The following is a 16,145-nucleotide window of genomic DNA, read 5'->3' as shown; positions in this document are numbered from 1 at the left end:
TTGTCAGAGTATGAAACAGTAATGGAATGGATTGAGGAGCAGCTGAAGCCTGATGAATGGCAGCTTAAAGAGAATGGCAGAGGCATGTTCAAACAGGAGCTGACACGGCTTGGATACCCTGTCATTGATACTGCTGGTTACCACGCGGGGGAAGAGCTGTCTGTTCGTTTGAAGGATAGGACATCTGGCAATAAAATGTTTCAGTTAAGAGATTATCAGAATAAGGCTGTTGATCTGTTTTATAGAGAAGGGACCGTGCAGGGCGGTAGCGGAGTTATTGTACTGCCATGTGGGACTGGTAAAACAATTGTAGGTATCGCTGCCATTTCAAGGCTTTCGAAAGCAACCTTAATATTAACGTCCAATAGCACCTCCGTAAAGCAGTGGAAGGATGAATTACTGGATAAAACATCGCTGACGGATGAGGATGTAGGTGAGTATTGCGGAACGCTCAAGCAAGTTCGACCTGTGACGATAGCTACGTATAACATTTTAACTCATCGTAAATCGAAAGCCGCTTCATTCTCCCATATGAAGCTATTTTCGGAGAGGGACTGGGGTCTTATCATCTATGATGAGGTTCATTTACTGCCTGCCCCGGTATTTCGAATGACAGCTGATATACAAGCGACAAGAAGACTCGGGTTAACAGCTACACTGGTTCGGGAGGATGGTTGCGCGGAGGACGTCTATTCCTTAATAGGGCCAAAGCTTTACGATATGCAATGGAAACATGCGGAAGCAGGAGACTTTATAGCATCCGTGTCTTGTATGGAAATAAGAGTGCCTATGAATAAGGAGACAGAGATGCAATATCGTGATGCGAGCGCGCGCTCAAAAATACGTCTTGCTGCAGAAAACCCCGAAAAAATTCGGATTATGCAGCAGCTGTTGCAGGATCATTCTGGTAAGCCGACACTAATAATTGGTCAATATTTGAATCAGCTTCATGTAATTGCAGGTATTTTAAATGCTCCTCTGCTTACTGGGGAGGTTCCTCAGCAGGAGCGGCAGCTCTTGTATGAACAATTTAAAGCTGGGGTAATTTCGGTCCTTGTCGTATCTAAAGTTGCGAATTTTGCAGTTGATTTGCCTGACGCAGCTGTCGCGATTCAGCTATCAGGCAGCTTTGGTTCAAGGCAGGAAGAGGCACAACGTATTGGAAGATTGTTGAGGCCGAAAAAATCGTACAATAAAGCGTGGTTTTATAAGATTGTTACAGATGAGACGAAGGAAACAGAATTTGCAATGAGACGACAGCTTTTCATGCTTGAGCAGGGCTATCAATATGAGAGAAGGAGCGCAACAGCAATTCCTATTGCTTATAAGGAGGTCGCAGTTCAATGAATATCGCCTCGTTAATTGAGAAGCTGCCTACTGAAAGGCTTACAGGTTATATGGATACAGCTATATGGCGTGAAGCGGGGCGGAGAGCGTTGTCTTGGCAGGAAGCTGTTGTAGAAAGACAAGCGGTAGTTGAAGCTAGTTCTTTATTATCAGTGCTTGCAGTATCTGTTTTGAAGGAGATGCTTCGTATTTATGCAGCTGTACCGGTCAATGCAGAGCACTTAATGAAAGATTTGCAAAGAAATACAACATTATCAGGGTCTGAATGCAAGCATGGTCTAGATGAATTGGAGGATGCAGGCATCCTATTTACAGTAAGCAAAGTGTGGGGAGAGCGAATCTATTTCTTACCTTACGATTGTTTTACGGTCTGGCAGCAGGTGTTGTTTCCGCTTGAAGCAGCTGCACTCACCTCGACTGCAAGAGAAGAGCTGCTAAACGGAACGTTTAGAGAAGGATGTAGACCACTCGGCAGACAATTGCTGTCGGCGTTCACCACTTTAGCACGTTGTGGATTAGAACTGACTTCCAAGGGCGTACTTTCAAAGAAAACGATTGCTAAAATCGTACAAGCTGTTGATTTCGATGAGCAATGGTTACAGTCCTTTGACTTAAAATGGCCGCATCGGGAGCACTATTCATTGATTGCTGCTTTTGTTTTGGAGGTGGGCTCGGCTTTTGGACTTTTGTATATGGCTGATGAAACGCTGAGATGGGATGAGGAAAAGCTATTCGCTTGGCTTACGCTTGAGGAAGAGATAAGGGAACGGCAATTAATGCAATGGTGCATGGAGTTATTGCTGCCAGCGAGCGGAAGCAGCGCGCATGTAGCGGCAGCTCTTAGTACCATGAACGATGGTCAATGGTACGCTGTTCAGCCTATTTTACAATGGTTAACCGATAATCGACTAGGTCAGTCCGGGGTAACAGCTAACAAGAGTTATAATTGGTACAGGCTGTTACATAGTTTTGGATGGCTTGACTTAGTGGAGTCTGGTGAGAGAAATGATGAAGGAATGCTCATTCGTTGGAGAAGCCCATTAGCAGCGGGAACCAATGCTTGGTATGTTGAAGGTCTAACAAACCGTTTTATATCTATCCAACCCAATGGCGAAATTATTTTAGAGCCTAATTGCCCGTTTACGATCCGATGGGAATTGGAACTCATAGCAGAGCGTGTGTCAGATGAAATAGTAACCGTATACCGTTTGGAGATGTCTTCAGTAACGCAATCCTTAGAGTATGGAAGGACCAAAGCATCTATTCAAGCTTTTTTGGAAGCTTCAGCGGGTGGAGCAGAAATTCCATCTGCCGTTTTAGATATGCTGGATGGGTGGACTAGCCGCGCGTGCCGCACAGCGTTTGTTGAGGTTATACTGCTTCGCTGCGATAATGATCAGATGGCTTCCTTTGTCCAAAATAATGAAGCGATTGCTGCTTTGATGCTGGAGAAGGTCGGTCCGCTTGATTTTATTGTGGATAAGCAATTGGTTAAACCGCTTCGAGACTTGCTGCTGCAGACAGGATATCCGCCTCGAAAGGCTATTCAAACAGCGGATAAGGCTATTGAATATCAATATCCTAAACCAGACAGTGTGAAAACTGAACTTAGTTATGTTGGGGGGGCGCTAGCTAAAGCGGTTAATCCGGCTTATTCGTTCATTTATGAACCCTTTACGCTTCAGCATTATGAGTTAATAATAAAACCTCCACAAGAGAAGGTTAATACTGCACCGTTATGGGAGCTAGTGCCTGCAATGTGGACAAAGCAGCTTCGTGTATATCATCATTCGACAAGGAAAGAACTCATTGAGCAAGCCTTACAATTGCAAGCGCCTGTTCAATTGCGATTAAGTCGCGGAATAAGAGCGTTTGTTCCTGAGAGGTTGGAGCAGCTAAATAACAGTTGGGCAGTTTTTGGACTGCTTCGAGATGAGGCGGAATGCGAGCACATCCGGTTGACACCTGACATGTGGGATGAGATGAGGCTAATTATTCCAGGACAACCAGACCCATTATAAGTTCTTTCTATTGGCTAATTTAATATGATATGATAATGTAGAGTTTAGCGTATAGAAATGGGGTGGCTGAATGCCTACTACTGAAGGATTGACGACTGCTCAGTTGGAACAATCGCAAGGTGGCGTTTCTTCGCTTGATATGGCGTCGCTTCTGCTTTGTGCTTATGAGTTAGGTGATTGGATTAATCAATCGGCGGAAGTTGCCGAGTATTTATATTGGAAGTCGGAAGTGAGTGTAGACGAAGAAGTGAAGCAAATGACTAGACAGTTCGATAAAGCGAAGGAACTGTACGTTGAATGTGAACGATTTGGTCGATTTCATCCCGATTACAACGAAGCAAAAGATAAAGTGAAGAAGATAGAGCGAGAGCTCGGCGAGATTGAAAGCGTTCGCCGCTTTAAATTTGCCGAACAAGTTGTCGATGAGATGCTGTATGATGTATCTCGCCTGATAGCGGAGTCCGTATCGGACAATATTAAAGTACCAGGCAACGAGAAGAAGTCCGGCGGCGGCAGCTGTGGCAGCGGCGGTTCATGCAGCTGCGGAAGCGGCGGTTGCAGCTAGATTAATCGGATTACGAACTTAGGTTTGCTACGCAAACCTAAGTTAATGCTTACGAAGTAGGTTTGCTACGCAAACCTAAGTTAACGCTTACGAAGTAGGTTTGCTGCGCAAACCTTTTGGGAGGGAAGAAATGTTACCGGAACGAACGGGTTATATCATATGGGTTAGTGATTTGAAAGCGGCAAGGTCACTGGAGAGATTCGGTACGGTTCATTATATGTCGCGCAAAATGCATTATGTTGTCCTTTATATGAATGCCGATAAGGTTGAAGACGCTGTTCGGCAAATGGGTAAGTTGCCATATGTTCGCAATATTGAACGTTCTTATCGTAATGAAATTAAGACGGAATATAGTAAAGACACTGAAGATAAAACAAGATTTTATAGTGTTTAACTGTAAGAATACGCTTCTTGGCACGGGATTGACGCCGAGGAGCGTCTTTTTTTTGTGTAATAAAACCAATATTTTACATATATGGACTGACTTTAATTAATTGTTGTAATATCGGAAAGACATGGTAAAATGGAATTAAATTCATAGTAAAATAGCCCTGGTTCCTTGGAAGGAGTAGGTTGCGGAATGAAAGATAAAATGACGAGAAGATGGAGCACATACGAGTCGTTTTATATCGATTTGGGTGATAAGAAAGTAGCGGATATCATTATTACTAACCATGCCAAAAGTCGTTGGTTAGATCGAATCGAGAGCGAGAATACCGGATTTGATGACATTGCTGATTTTTTATGGGAATGCTTGAAGAAAGGCCGGATCGAGCCTTATTATCGCAATGAACAGGATGTATATTTAATTGATGACGATCTCGTGTTTGTAGCTGAATTTTCTGAATCATTAACAGAAACGGACATAACGGGGGGACCTTTACATAAAATGATAGTGGTTACTTTCCTAGGTCGAATGTCGGAGACGATAGAGCTTAGGGATCTTAAGTCCTATTATTCATGGTTGCGTCACTCTAGGAGAATGACACTCGTAAAAAGCAGTAGGAAACGTAAATAAAGGATTCTAGGAACGAAATGATAGAAGAAGCGTGCGATCTGACCAGATTGCATGCTTTTTATTATGTAAAATGAAACTCTGGGTAAGGTTTGTTGTATAATATCTACAAAAGAAAGGGTGGTTAGAGAGTGGCTCTTAATTTTCATCAGTTGCACATTTTTTATACTGTGGCCGAACGTGGCAGCTTCTCAGCTGCAGCGCAAGCTTTACATATGACCCAGCCAGCCGTAACGATGCAAGTGCAATCATTGGAGGACTATTTTGGGACAAAACTCTTACAACGTTCAACGAAACGAATTGAACTGACCGAAGCGGGAAGGGCATTAATGCCCTACGCGCAGCGAAGCATCGATCTTATCCGTGATACAGACCAAGCGATGTCCGCCTTTACTACACAGTTAAAGGGAAGGCTGCAGCTAGGTTCCAGCTTGACTATCGGGGAATACATTCTGCCAAGGCTGCTTGGTCCATTTGGCCAAGAATATCCGCATATTTCGATTAGTTTGAAGGTTATGAATACTTCACAAATCATGGAGGACATATTAAATCATCAGCTTAATTTTGGTTTAATCGAGGCTCCTGTCAATCATCCCGACATGCATATGGAAGCCGTTATGAGTGATGAGCTGAGACTGATCGTTTCCAGAAATCACCCTCTTGCGGATCGTGAGTCGGTTACACTGGACGAAGTCATGGAATATCCTTTTGTACTTCGTGAGCAAGGGTCAGGAACTCGGCTCGTTATGGAGGATCAGCTTAGGAAGAAGAAAATCGATCCTGCGTCTATGAAAGTCATAATGGAGCTGGGTAGTACAGGTGCTGTAAAATCAGCAGTTGAGGCGGGTCTCGGTGTCTCATTTGTATCATCTTCTTCTGTTAAGCATGAGGTAGCATTGGATCTCATTCGAATGATAAAAGTATCGGATTCGAAATTTCAAAGACAATTTTACTCCATCTATTTAAAGTCTGCATTATTGCCTATATCCGCGGTTACGTTTTTAACTTTTTTGAGAGAGAGGGATCTGCAGCAATGGCTCTAGTTCATGGACTGGCAGATTTACACACACATACAACTGCATCTGACGGCATGCAGTCACCTTCAGAGAACGTAAGGCTGGCAAAGGCTGCTGGACTTGCTGCGATAGCAATTACAGATCATGACACCGTGACAGGTGTGGAAGAGGCTGTTCTCGAAGGTGCTAGAATCGGAATTGATGTTGTGCCTGGCGTAGAGGTTAGTACGGTTTCAAACGGTGTAGATATACATATTCTTGGTTATTATACAAATAATCAAAATGAGGAATGGTTGAAACGTCTTGCGAGCCTTCGAGGTGTAAGAGACCAAAGGAATGACATGATTGTAAAAAAGCTGTGCACTCTTGGCATTCCCATTACGATGGATGAGGTGAGAGCTGCCGCGCATAGAGACAAGGATAAGAATATGGCTGAAAATAGTGCTGCGACCATCGGTCGGCCGCATATCGCTGAGGTGCTTATTCGAAAAGGTGTTGTATCCAGTATGAAAGAGGCTTTTGATCTTTATTTAGCCTCAGGTGCCGCCGCCTATGTGAATCCGCCGCGTCTGCATCCTTACGAAGCCATTGATTGGATTAAACAAGCGGGCGGTACGAGTGTAATAGCGCATCCAGGCTTATACGGAAATGATGGGCTCGTTGAAGATATTATTCGTTACGGTGCGCAAGGGATTGAGGTTTTTCACTCGGATCACGGATTTGAAGAAGAGCAGCGGTATGGCACACTAGCATTAAAATATAATCTAATCGCTACCGGAGGCTCTGATTTTCACGGTGAACGTCACGGTCAAATATTCCATGGTGCAGTAGGCAGTCGAACAGTCGCTGCAAAGGTTTTGCAGCAGTTGATGCCAACAAGGAAATAATAGACTAAAAAAGCCCGACCTCTTATTTACTTAGAAGTCGGACTTTTCTTATGTGATAAGCACTTATTTCATTTCAGATGCTAATGATTTAATTCGCTGCTCGCTAGGTGTGATGAACAACGTTTTCTGGTTATCGTAGATGACGTATCCCGGCTTCGCCCCACTTGGCTTACGTACATGTCGGATGATTGTATAATCTACAGGTATTGAGCTCGAATCACGAGCTTGACTGAAGTGTGCCGCCAGCATGGCCGCCTCTTCAAGCGTAGCTTCCCCGAAGGAGCCGCCGCGAATGACAACATGAGAGCCAGGAATATCCTTGGTATGCAGCCATGTATCGGAAGCAACAGCTAATCGGTTTGTAAGATATTCGTTTTGTGTATTGTTTTTGCCTACAAAAATAGTTACTCCCTCAGAGGAAGTGTAGCTGAGCAACGTTGGTTTAAGTACTTTTTTCTTCTTTGATCCACGTTTCACACGTTCTTTCATGTATCCCTGTTCTACCAATTCATCGCGAATTTCTCCAATGTCAGCAAGTGATGCGTTATCTAGCTGCTGCAAAATTCCCTCGAAATAATGAATTTCAGCACGGGCAAGCTCCATTTGCTCAGCGACGATAGTTAAACTGTTCTTATGCTTCGTATACCTTCTGAAATAACGTTGAGCGTTATCCGATGGAGTAAGCTGTGGATCAAGATCGATCTTCACTAGCGCCTGCTCTTCATCATAAAAGTTGATTAGCTCAATCGACTTGTCGCCGCGGTTAAATTGATGCATATAAGCGGTTAGCAGCTCGCCAAGCACACGGTATTTCTCCGCATCCTTTGCTTCTACTAATGTTTCTTCCAACTTTTTAATTTTAGTTACATTTTTTGCTTTTTCATTTTGGACGAAACGAATGAGGTCGGCTGCACGCTGCTTTACTGTATCTCGTTCCGCTTTATTGCCATAAAAGCCTTCTAGACATGCGCTAATATCAGGGAAAACGATGGTTTCACCTTGGATATGAGTCAGCTCTGTAATGGAGAAATAAGATTTTCCGGTATCTGGATCGGTCTTAATGCCTGAAGTATAGGTATTGTTTCTTATCTCATCCATAAGGCTTGAGAAGCTGCTCCAAAGAGCGGGGTAGCTATTTGATCCATATTCGAAGTCTGCTTGTACGCCTAAATCTAATTGTGTGCGATGAACAAGCTCCTTAGCAAGCAGCGGACTAAAGCCGCTAAGTGTATCAACGAGACGCTTGTGCAGCGGAGCTTCTTGCTCAACTGAGCTAAGCAATTCTGTGAAATGTGATTCATTTTCAATGAATAAAGGATCTGTCTTCCCTTGATCTGGCGGCGATGTATATGTGCTTCCCGGCATTACAATTCGGAAGCTGCTTATCGCAGGCGTCACATGATGAATACCGTCATGGATCATACCTGTAGAAGGATCCATCAAAATAATATTGCTGTGGCGTCCCATAATTTCAATAATAATCGTCTTGTTTGACAAGTCCCCTAGTTCATCGCGAGACTTTACGTCGATGTGAATAATACGTTCACGGCCGACCTGACGAATGGACTCGATTGTGCCACCCTCACAGTATTTGCGAAGCAGCATGCAGAACATAGGGGCTTCCATCGGGTTGACGTAGCTGCCTGTAGTCCAGTGAACTCTAGGATAAGTGGGATTAGCAGACAGAAGCAGTTTGCCTTGCATACCCGCACCTCGGATGCTGAGAACAAGCTCATGATTCGTTGGTTGATGAATTTTATGTATACGCGCACCAACGCAGCGCAGTAGGTCTTGCGTTATTGCATGGGTTACGATGCCGTCTAATGCCATGGTGTATCGTTCCTCTCTTCCGAATAAGTCTACCTCTATCATGCCATAGTTGAGACAAAAACTTAAGTCTTTATTGGGATATTTTACGGGCTGTCCGAATACATTTACCCTAGAGAGGCTGTCCGAGGGGCAGACTTTGCGATATTGCTAAGAAACAATAAGTAAATGAATGGGTGTGAGCTTATCTTTCTTGCGGAACGCAAGGCCGCGCTATGAGGGTGTTATCAGCCGTTAATGCAGGGATCGGCCTATTATGGGAGGGAGTTATACCATGGAACAAATGAAGTGGCATCAAATGGGGACAAGCGAGCTTGTGAATAATTTAGTCAGCTCCCCAGAGCAAGGACTCGCGGCGGCGGATGCGGCCGAGAGGTTGGAGAAACATGGGCGTAACGAGCTAACTGAAGGGAAGCGCGTATCGCCGATCCTTTTATTTTTGAACCATTTCAAGGATTTTATGGTGCTCGTTTTAATGGGAGCGACCTTAATTTCAGGTTTGCTCGGCGAATATTTAGACGCGATTACGATAGTTGCTATTATCGCATTGAATGCGGTGCTTGGTTTCTTCCAGGAATTCCGAGCGGAACGATCTCTGCGTGCACTAAAAGAGCTGTCAGCCCCTACAGCGAAGGTTATCCGCAGCGGAGAGCTGTTAACGATCCCTGCTAAAGAGCTCGTAACAGGAGATATCATTAGTCTGGAGAGCGGAGACCGAATTCCAGCTGATATTCGGTTGCTCGAAGCGAACAGCTGTTATGTAGAGGAATCTGCTCTAACTGGAGAATCAGTACCAGTTGGAAAGCATGCAGCAGCAATTGACGAGGCGGATCTGCCGCTGGGAGATCAACGCAACATTGGATTTATGGGTACGATGCTGACGAGAGGCACAGCAAAGGGTCTTGTCATTAGAACGGGTATGGATACCGAAATGGGTAAAATAGCAGGTTTAATTGAACAGACAGAAACGATGGAGACACCGCTTCAGCATCGTTTAGAGCAGCTTGGAAAGCTTTTAATCATAGTGGCTCTAGGGTTGACTGTCATGGTAGTCGTCGCAGGCATTATGCATGGGCAGCCAGCGTATGGCATGTTTCTGGCTGGTGTCAGTTTAGCGGTTGCTGCTATACCTGAAGGACTCCCAGCCATTGTGACCATTGCGCTAGCCCTTGGTGTGCAGCGCATGATCAAGCGTAAAGCAATCGTACGCAAGCTGCCTTCTGTAGAGACGCTTGGCTGCGCATCCGTTATTTGCTCTGACAAAACAGGTACGTTAACGCAAAATAAAATGACCGTGACTCATGTATGGATAGGTGGACGTCAGCTCGAAGTAAGCGGTGAGGGCTATGTGCCTTCAGGTCATATTTTCGAGGATGGAAAAGCACTGGATGTACAGCATGATTCATCTGTGAAGCGACTGCTTCAGATTAGTGCTTTATGCAACAATGCGCAGTTGGTAAAGGTGAATGTAGAAGAACCGAAGAAAAGGAAGGACAGAGAAGCTCAAGAGGAGTGGGTACTTAAAGGTGATCCGACCGAAGGGGCGCTCGTCGTATTATCTTCTAAACTAGGAAATTCGCCCAAATCACTTGAACAGCTCTACAAACGGGAAAAAGAGTTTCCATTCGATTCAGAGCGCAAGCGGATGTCAGTTGTTGTAGCTCATCAAGGCGGTCGTCTCATTTGCACCAAAGGCGCCCCTGATATGCTGATGGATCAATGCAGTTATGTATTGTGGGATGGAAAGGTAGTTCCATTCACTGCAACGTTAAAGCGTAAGTGTTCGGAAGCTGGAGAAGTAATGGCGCAGTCCGCATTACGTGTGCTTGGACTCGCTTATCGTGATTTGCGCAAAGGGGACGCATGTGAGACGGAAATCGATGCGGAAAGTCAGCTTATATTCGTTGGCTTAACAGGGATGATTGATCCGCCTCGCCGTGAAGTGAAGGATGCGATCGCGACTTGCAGACGAGCAGGCATCAAGACGGTTATGATTACTGGTGACCATCAATTGACGGCGGAAGCGATTGCCGGTCAACTTGGTATTATGCCTCGCGGCGGTATAGCCATGAGCGGTAGACAGCTGGAGGCTATGAGTGATGATCAGCTTGATCGACTTGTAGACAATATCTATGTTTACGCACGCGTATCACCTGAGCACAAGCTTCGAATCGTTAAGGCTCTTCAGCGCCAAGGCCATGTGGTCGCCATGACAGGTGACGGTGTGAACGATGCGCCTGCAATCAAAGCATCCGATATTGGGATAGCAATGGGCATAACAGGCACAGATGTAACGAAGGAAGCCTCTGCGTTAGTACTAAGTGACGATAACTTTGCGACTATTGTAGCTGCGATAGAAGAAGGCAGAGGCATCTATGAAAATATTCGTAAGTTTATACGTTATTTGCTCGCATCCAACGTCGGTGAAATATTAGTTATGTTTCTGGCGATGATGGCCGGGCTTCCATTACCACTTATACCGATTCAAATTCTCTGGGTCAACCTTGTAACTGACGGATTGCCGGCGATGGCGCTCGGCGTCGATCAAGCAGAGAAGGATTTGATGCAGCAAAAGCCGCGATCGGGGAAAGAAAGTATATTCTCGCGTAGGCTTGGTTGGAAAATCATCAGCAGAGGTATTTTGATAGGGGTTTGTACGCTTGGCGCATTCTGGATTACTCTACAAGAAGGCCCGAATACAGCAGCAGGGCTTATGAAGGCACAAACGGTAGCATTTGCTACCCTAGTTATGGCTCAGCTTATCCATGTGTTCGACTGCCGCAGCTCTCGCTCTATTTTCCACCGCAATCCGTTCCAAAATAAATATTTGGTGCTGGCCGTCCTTTCATCACTGATTTTAATGATCGGTGTGCTCTACATTGAAGCCTTGCAACCGATTTTCAAAACAGTGCCGATCGGCTTCCGCGAGTGGTGTCTCGTATTTGTAGCAGCCGGAATTCCTACTTTCTTGCTGGGAATTGGTAGCGTATTTAGCTCATCAAAGAAAAATAAAACAAAATCAAAGCTTCCGTTGGGTCGGCAAACAGTAGCTAGATAGCGAAATAATGCAAATGATGATACAATTTATGAATACCCATTCTCCTTGCTTTAAGTTATGCTTTTAAGCAGATTAATTGTGTTAATATTCTGCGAGCTGGAGCAAGGAGAGGGCATTTATATGAATTTTACGAAAATGAACGGATTAGGTAATGACTTTGTAATTATTGCGGGGGAGCAGCAGCTTCCTGAAAATGTGGCGGATCTAGCTATACAGCTTTGCAATCGCTTTTTTGGAATTGGTGCTGACGGACTTGTCTATATTTTGCATTCCGAGGTTGCGGATTTTCGTATGCGTATTATTAATTCTGACGGCTCTGAAGCCGAGCAATGCGGCAATGCAATTCGCTGTGTCTCCAAGTATGTCTATGATAATGGTTTAACAGATAAAGAAGAAATTACGATTGAAACGCTGGGAGCAGGTGCTCAAAAGGTGCAACTGACCGTTCAGGACGGTAAGGTTGCATCTGTTCGTGTTGACATGGGGCACCCGATTTTAAAAGGGCTTGCCGTTCCGACAACGGTGGATGCGGAGCAAGTCATCGAGCATCCAATTGAAGTTGATGGACGTGAATTTAAATTCACAGCCGTATCAATGGGCAATCCGCATTGTGTTATTTATGTGGAGGATGCTGTAAATTTTGATCTAAGCACTTGGGGACCTAAGCTTGAAATGCATCCGATGTTTCCTCGGAAAATAAATGTAGAGTTTGTTACGGTCAATTCTCGGACACATACCGATATGCGTGTTTGGGAACGCGGTGCTGGCCCGACGCTTGCGTGCGGTACTGGCGCTTGTGCAACGGTTGTAGCATCGGTATTAACTGGAGCTACAGATCGTACGGCGACTGTGTCATTAAAGGGCGGCGATTTGCTCATTGAATGGAATGAATCGGATAATCACGTTTATATGAGTGGACCGGCTGCAGAATCTTTTCGCGGAACGATTTAGGATCAATGTAGATGGGTGGTAGTAATGAAATGAAGCTAGGATTGAAAGAAGCGCTGAAGCAGCGTATATTGACCGGGGACGGTGCTATGGGAACCTATCTTTATCAGATGGGGTTCCCTGTTGGTGTTTCTTATGAAGAATTTAATACGCTTCGTCCAGACGTTATTGAAAATGTGCACCGACGTTACTACGAAGCGGGTGCGCGCGTCATAGAGACGAATACGTTTTCTGCAAACCTTGAGAAGCTGTCTAAGTATGGATTAGAGGGCGAGATGGAGTCTATCAACCGTGCTGGAGTTCGTATTGCACGTGCTGCTATCGGGGCAGATGCTTACGTTGTGGGTGCAGTTGGATCAATCCGTGACGGCAAACTCAGAAATTTGCGAACAGCAAAGGTAAGTGAAGCGTATGAGCGCCAAATGCATGCGCTGCTTGACGAGGGTGCAGATGGCCTGCTTCTTGAGACTTTCTATGATCTTGATGAAACACTGCTTGCATTACGAATTGCTAGAGCGGCTACTAGCTTGCCTGTCATCTGTCAATTTGCAATTGAGGATGTTGGACGTACACAGGATGGTGTCAGCTTAAAGGAAGCGTTTGATCAGCTTCAAGATGCAGGCGCGGACGTAGTCGGATTTAACTGTCGTAGCGGTCCTAACGGAATTATGAGAGCGATAGATTCGATTGAGGGGCCTGTTGGCCTGCCATTATCGATCTATCCGAATGCCGGAATACCAGATTATGTGGATGGCAAATATACGTATTCCGCCGGCCCTGAATATTTTGCCGAAACAGCCATGCGTTTCGCAGATCGCGGCGCGCGTTTAATCGGTGGATGCTGCGGAACGACCCCAGAGCATATTGCTGCGATGACTGCGGCGCTGGACGGTTATGTACCACAGCTCGGCAAAGCTTCAATAATGACAAAGCCTGCTGAGACATTCGTCATCCATTCTCCGAAACAGCATGAGAAGCCGTTGATCTCGGTCGGTGAGTCGCAGAAGCTTTCCTCATCAGAACCATCGATTGTAGATCTTGTTAAGGAGCGGCATACTGTTATAGTAGAACTTGATCCGCCTCGGGATCTGGATATCCGAAAATTTATGGATGGCGCTGCAGCTTTGAAAGAAGCCAAAGCTGATGCGGTTACAATGGCTGATAATTCGCTTGCCGTTACACGGATGAGCAATTTGGCTTTGGCAGCACTAGTCCAAGAGAGAATTGGTATTCGACCACTCGTTCACATTGCGTGCCGTGATCGCAATTTAATCGGTACACAGTCGCATATGATGGGATTGGATGCGCTTGATATCGATCATGTTCTTGCTGTGACGGGCGATCCCGCTCGGTTCGGAGACTTGCCGGATTCAAGTTCCGTGTATGATCTTACTTCTTTTGAGATGATTCGAATGATTAAGCAGTTGAACGAAGGAACTGCATTCTCAGGCAAGCCGTTAAAGCAAAAGGCTAAATTTGTCGTGGGAGCCGCATTTAATCCAAACGTTAAGCATTTGGACAAGGCTGTTCAGCGTCTAGAACGAAAAGTTACTTCTGGTGCTGACTATATAATGACCCAGCCTGTCTATGACCCAGCTTTAATTGAACAAATAGCGGAGTCTACCAAGCATTTGAATGTTCCTGTATTTATCGGCATTATGCCGCTTGCGAGTGGCCGAAATGCCGAATATTTGCATAATGAAGTGCCTGGTATTCAGCTTTCTGATGAAGTGCGCGAGCGGATGGCTGGCTTAGAAGGTGAAGTGGGCCGAGCAGAAGGCGTACAAATCGCGAAGGAGCTGCTTGATGCTGCATTGCCGCATTTTAAAGGCATTTACTTAATTACACCATTTATGTTTTATGATATGGGTGTCCAGCTCACGAACTATGTTTGGGAAAAGACGAAAATAAGCAGTGAAGTATTGAAGTGAGAAAGGTGTAAGATAGCCTTTTTTGCTTGTTTTCGCTTTTTCACTTGTTCGTTTGTGTAAAATCAATTAAAATGAAAGATGGACACATTTGCCGTGAGAATATAATGGAAGTGTACGGACAGGCTTCAGTGCCTAATAAGGCATATGTTACAGTGTGCGTAATAACGTATGCTAAGCCCTTTTTTCGTCAACAATAGTAAGGTTGTCCTGACGTTATTTGGCAGGAGAGCAAGTTGTCGTAATCCCATTTATTCGAAATATAAGAGGGTATAAGTTTCACCTTTTAACTGGGCTTATATTTTCACTGCGAAACGTAAGCTGTACCGCCAGTTGACGGCTAATACCGTTCAAGCTTACCATTTTTATTCATTCATAAAAGGCAGTTGGAAACACCGTAGGCGGAGGAGGACCTGGCTTGGCTATCAAACTTATTAATATTGGTTTTGGTAATATTGTTTCAGCAAACCGCATTATTTCAATCGTAAGCCCAGAATCGGCACCGATTAAGCGGATTATTCAAGAAGCACGCGACCGACATATGCTCATTGATGCTACATATGGACGCCGTACACGTGCAGTTATTATTACAGATAGCGATCATGTCATTTTATCAGCTGTTCAGCCGGAAACGGTTGCGCACCGATTATCTACTAAGGACGACGATAACGACGAATAGTACGGGGAGCATTATGGAAAAGGGATTGTTAATTGTATTATCTGGACCTTCAGGGGTCGGCAAAGGAACAGTATGTTCTGTTCTTCGAAACAAGATGCCTGATTTAGTTTATTCCGTGTCGGCTACAACTAGGTTGCCGCGTCAAGGTGAAGTAGACGGGGTTAACTATTTTTTCAAAAGCAGAGAACAATTCCAGGATATGATTGTGCGTGACGCACTTCTGGAGCATGCTGAATATGTTGGAAACTACTATGGCACTCCACGTGATTTTGTCGAGCGTACTTTAGCTAGTGGCAAAGACATTATTTTGGAGATTGAGGTGCAAGGCGCACTCAAAGTCAAAGATAAGTTTCCTGAAGGCGTGTTTGTATTCCTTATGCCTCCTTCTTTGGATGTGTTAAAGCAGCGCATTACTGGTCGGGGCACTGAAACGCAGGATACGATCAATAACCGAATGTCGGTCGCGGTCGAGGAAATTAATTTGCTCGACAAATATGATTATGCAGTAGTAAATGATGATCTTGATGCTGCATGTGATCGCATTCGTAGTATTGTTATAGCTGAGCATTGCCGAAGAGACAGATTTACACCGTATCTGACGAAGATGTTGGCTGCAAATGAGAAAGCTTGAGTGAGGAGAATGTATAATGTTATATCCATCCATTGATGAAATGGTAAAAAAAGTCGACAGCAAGTACACACTTGTTGTTGCTGCTTCCAGACGTGCCCGTATGCTTCGCAACGGTGACAAGTCAGAGCTTCGTAACCCGCGCTCAAGCAAATATGTTGGTGTTGCTCTTGAAGAAATTTATAATGATATTCTTAAAGTTGAACACATCCCGACTAAAGAAGAC

General features: G+C 44.8%; 14 protein-coding genes. 13 read left to right on the top strand and 1 reads right to left on the bottom strand.

All coding sequences use genetic code 11. The features are described from left to right. The 7 genes from AC1DWN_RS14665 to AC1DWN_RS14635 form a co-directional block, all read left to right on the top strand. The coding region (locus AC1DWN_RS14665) for a DNA repair helicase XPB (protein WP_477559642.1) at window positions 1-1,347 on the top strand (1,347 nt) is incomplete at its 5' end. Beyond that, the gene (locus AC1DWN_RS14660) at window positions 1,344-3,368 is read left to right on the top strand and encodes a helicase-associated domain-containing protein (RefSeq protein WP_477559641.1); all 2,025 of its coding nucleotides are present in this window, start codon (window positions 1,344-1,346) and stop codon (window positions 3,366-3,368) included. The genes AC1DWN_RS14665 and AC1DWN_RS14660, both read left to right, overlap by 4 nt. 70 nt (window positions 3,369-3,438) lie before the next feature. Continuing rightward, on the top strand, window positions 3,439-3,933 hold the full coding sequence (locus tag AC1DWN_RS14655) for a YlbF/YmcA family competence regulator (protein WP_477559640.1): 495 nt from the start codon (window positions 3,439-3,441) through the stop codon (window positions 3,931-3,933). Between the two features lie 130 nt (window positions 3,934-4,063). Then, window positions 4,064-4,327 carry a YlbG family protein gene (locus AC1DWN_RS14650; protein ID WP_477559639.1) on the top strand — a complete coding sequence of 88 codons (264 nt, stop codon included), beginning with the start codon at window positions 4,064-4,066 and terminating at the stop codon, window positions 4,325-4,327. A 186-nt stretch (window positions 4,328-4,513) separates the two neighbouring features. Further along, the gene (locus AC1DWN_RS14645; RefSeq protein WP_477559638.1) at window positions 4,514-4,951 is read left to right on the top strand and encodes a hypothetical protein; all 438 of its coding nucleotides are present in this window, start codon (window positions 4,514-4,516) and stop codon (window positions 4,949-4,951) included. Between the two features lie 128 nt (window positions 4,952-5,079). Beyond that, window positions 5,080-5,991: a selenium metabolism-associated LysR family transcriptional regulator gene (locus tag AC1DWN_RS14640; RefSeq protein WP_477559637.1), complete on the top strand. Its 912-nt coding sequence runs from the start codon at window positions 5,080-5,082 to the stop codon at window positions 5,989-5,991. After that, entirely contained in the window at window positions 5,982-6,851 is an 870-nt protein-coding gene (locus AC1DWN_RS14635; RefSeq protein WP_477559636.1) for a PHP domain-containing protein, read from the top strand. Before AC1DWN_RS14640 ends, AC1DWN_RS14635 begins: the two co-directional genes overlap by 10 nt. A gap of 63 nt (window positions 6,852-6,914) precedes the next feature. Here AC1DWN_RS14635 and AC1DWN_RS14630 read toward each other — a convergent pair whose 3' ends face one another. Next, window positions 6,915-8,681: an Rqc2 family fibronectin-binding protein gene (locus AC1DWN_RS14630; RefSeq protein WP_477559635.1), complete on the bottom strand. Its 1,767-nt coding sequence runs from the start codon at window positions 8,679-8,681 to the stop codon at window positions 6,915-6,917. A gap of 271 nt (window positions 8,682-8,952) precedes the next feature. Between AC1DWN_RS14630 and AC1DWN_RS14625 the strand changes: the two genes are divergently transcribed. The 6 genes from AC1DWN_RS14625 to rpoZ all read left to right on the top strand — a co-directional run. Next, window positions 8,953-11,736: a calcium-translocating P-type ATPase, SERCA-type gene (locus AC1DWN_RS14625; protein WP_477559634.1), complete on the top strand. Its 2,784-nt coding sequence runs from the start codon at window positions 8,953-8,955 to the stop codon at window positions 11,734-11,736. 120 nt (window positions 11,737-11,856) lie between these two features. Further along, the gene (gene dapF, locus AC1DWN_RS14620; RefSeq protein WP_477559633.1) at window positions 11,857-12,687 is read left to right on the top strand and encodes a diaminopimelate epimerase; all 831 of its coding nucleotides are present in this window, start codon (window positions 11,857-11,859) and stop codon (window positions 12,685-12,687) included. Window positions 12,688-12,716: 29 nt separating this feature from the next. Next, the gene (locus AC1DWN_RS14615) at window positions 12,717-14,615 is read left to right on the top strand and encodes a bifunctional homocysteine S-methyltransferase/methylenetetrahydrofolate reductase (RefSeq protein WP_477559643.1); all 1,899 of its coding nucleotides are present in this window, start codon (window positions 12,717-12,719) and stop codon (window positions 14,613-14,615) included. Between the two features lie 415 nt (window positions 14,616-15,030). Beyond that, window positions 15,031-15,291, top strand: a complete 261-nt coding sequence (gene remA, locus AC1DWN_RS14610; protein WP_005548256.1) for an extracellular matrix/biofilm regulator RemA — start codon at window positions 15,031-15,033, stop codon at window positions 15,289-15,291. 13 nt (window positions 15,292-15,304) lie between these two features. Beyond that, window positions 15,305-15,922 carry a guanylate kinase gene (gene gmk, locus AC1DWN_RS14605; RefSeq protein ID WP_475812740.1) on the top strand — a complete coding sequence of 206 codons (618 nt, stop codon included), beginning with the start codon at window positions 15,305-15,307 and terminating at the stop codon, window positions 15,920-15,922. Window positions 15,923-15,938: 16 nt separating this feature from the next. Next, on the top strand, window positions 15,939-16,145 hold a 207-nt coding region (rpoZ, locus tag AC1DWN_RS14600), incomplete at its 3' end, for a DNA-directed RNA polymerase subunit omega (protein WP_477559632.1).

It is taken from the genome of Paenibacillus sp. P4_A7 (genome assembly GCF_056402455.1).
Note: the sequence above shows the minus strand (reverse complement) of the source record. Positions and strands in the feature narration are given on the sequence as shown.

Excerpts from the sequence above, each read along its gene's own strand:
- AC1DWN_RS14645 (WP_477559638.1), top strand. The coding sequence starts at position 4,514 with ATGAAAGATAAAATGACGAGAAGATGGAGCACATACGAGTCGTTTTAT.
- AC1DWN_RS14655 (WP_477559640.1), top strand. The coding sequence starts at position 3,439 with ATGCCTACTACTGAAGGATTGACGACTGCTCAGTTGGAACAATCGCAA.
- AC1DWN_RS14660 (WP_477559641.1), top strand. The coding sequence starts at position 1,344 with ATGAATATCGCCTCGTTAATTGAGAAGCTGCCTACTGAAAGGCTTACA.
- AC1DWN_RS14650 (WP_477559639.1), top strand. The coding sequence starts at position 4,064 with ATGTTACCGGAACGAACGGGTTATATCATATGGGTTAGTGATTTGAAA.
- AC1DWN_RS14630 (WP_477559635.1), bottom strand. The coding sequence starts at position 8,681 with ATGGCATTAGACGGCATCGTAACCCATGCAATAACGCAAGACCTACTG.
- AC1DWN_RS14635 (WP_477559636.1), top strand. The coding sequence starts at position 5,982 with ATGGCTCTAGTTCATGGACTGGCAGATTTACACACACATACAACTGCA.
- gmk (WP_475812740.1), top strand. The coding sequence starts at position 15,305 with ATGGAAAAGGGATTGTTAATTGTATTATCTGGACCTTCAGGGGTCGGC.
- dapF (WP_477559633.1), top strand. The coding sequence starts at position 11,857 with ATGAATTTTACGAAAATGAACGGATTAGGTAATGACTTTGTAATTATT.
- AC1DWN_RS14615 (WP_477559643.1), top strand. The coding sequence starts at position 12,717 with ATGAAGCTAGGATTGAAAGAAGCGCTGAAGCAGCGTATATTGACCGGG.
- AC1DWN_RS14625 (WP_477559634.1), top strand. The coding sequence starts at position 8,953 with ATGGAACAAATGAAGTGGCATCAAATGGGGACAAGCGAGCTTGTGAAT.